Source organism: Streptomyces sp. NPDC044061, assembly GCF_056434305.1.
The window spans coordinates 1-1,561 of record NZ_JBWKFL010000174.1 but is presented as its reverse complement, the minus strand read 5'-3'; the positions used below and the strand labels follow the sequence as shown (position 1 = coordinate 1,561).

Here is a 1,561-nt window from a genome sequence, read left to right as displayed (position 1 = left end):
GGAGGCGCGCATAAGGGCGCGGGCGCCCGCCATGTTGCGGCCGTGGGTGACTGTGCGGGACCTCAGCTCGGGCATCGTCGCTCGCTCCTTCGAAGTGTTCCACTGGGAAATCGTGGCATCGTGGCAGATTTCTGACTCAGTCGAGCCCCCCGTCGATCACCCAGGTTGCGGGACGCCATGTCCCGGGCTTGGCTGGCATCCTTCACTCCGCGACAACACACCGCTCAAACGTGCCTTCTGTACCAGGCGGTCCCGCATCGTCCGGATGACGTGGCCTGATCCGACGTAACAAGCCTCGTGCCACCTGCCAGTCAGCAGTCAGCCTGGCCCCATCGTCACATCACGCGGCTGGTTCCGCGATTTCGAACGAGCCTTACTCGTCGCGCCCCGCAGATGAGTGTCATTCAGCATCCGGGTACGTTCACGGGCCGGGCGATCCTCGCCATCCTTCACCCTACCCTGAACCAACCCACCGAAGGGCGCCCGAAACCGCGCCACCTTCACCGCAGCGAGAACCTCAACAGGCGCCAGCCAGCCGTCCTGCTCGTACATCAATACTTGCCCTCGGGACCTGCACGAGGCGTCGAATCAGTCATTTCGACTCCACGCGCTTCTTTGCGCTCGCCATCTTGCCGCGCTTCCGTCCGGGGGCACACTTTGTTCAGGTCGGCCATGGGCTGGCAGGTGATCCCGTACAGGAGCAGCGCCGACCAAACCCTCGCGAACTATCATCTTCGCGCCCCGCCTGCTAGGCGACCAACAATATGTCCAACGTCGAACAGGCGAAACTCACACAATTTGTCCAGTGGACCAAACACCGAAGAAGCGTGTCTGAAAGATCGTGCGTCCGACATACGGAGTGATCTTATTGGTCATTTCAGGAACGAGATGATGAGGCGCTTCAAGCAAATGGTGCTGCAGGCGAGTTGGAGCATGCCCCGCGCGGGGAGGTCGGCTCCTTTCGCGTAGCGGATCCGTAAGCGTTTGAGCTGGTGGAACCAGGTGAAGATGCGCTCGCCGAGCCAGCGGGCGCGGGTGTTTCCCAGGCCGGAGCCGTCTACCGGGCAGCGCGAGCGTCAACCGCTCGCACGCGAGGATTCGCGCGCTCGTCGAGCAGGCCATGGCCGCTCTGAAGACCTGGCGACTCCGGCGCGAGCTGCGATGCTCCACCACCCGTATCAGCAGCCTCGTCCAAGCCGTCCTCGCCCTGCATCTGACCTGCTCGAGCTGAAGTTGGAAAACGCGCAGTGTCACTTCGTGATCGCGTCTGTGGCGTCAGTCCGCCTCTTACTGTGGCGGCATCGGCTACGACGTACACATCACCAGGCGTACGCCGTGGTGGGAAGAACAGGGCGAGCAGATCACCACGCAGAAGTGGGCGACGGTGGTCGCTGCCGAATCCGACCTGGAGACGGTTCAGGTGACCCGGGCTTCTCCGCGCGGCCAGGACACGGTGTTGGAGTACTCGAGTGAGTAGCGCCTCGACCTGTAGGCCGGGGTGGCGGGCACCATCCCTCGACAACAACATCCTCGGCACGAGCCTCACCGGGAAAGCAGAACC

1 pseudogene is annotated in these 1,561 nt (G+C 63.1%); it reads left to right on the top strand.

Features of this window, described 5'->3' with window-relative positions:
* Positions 1–1,063: 1,063 nt before the first annotated feature.
* Positions 1,064–1,231, top strand: a pseudogene (locus AC07CM_RS50915) (IS5/IS1182 family transposase); the annotation flags it as partial.
* Between the last annotated feature and the right edge of the window lie 330 nt (positions 1,232–1,561).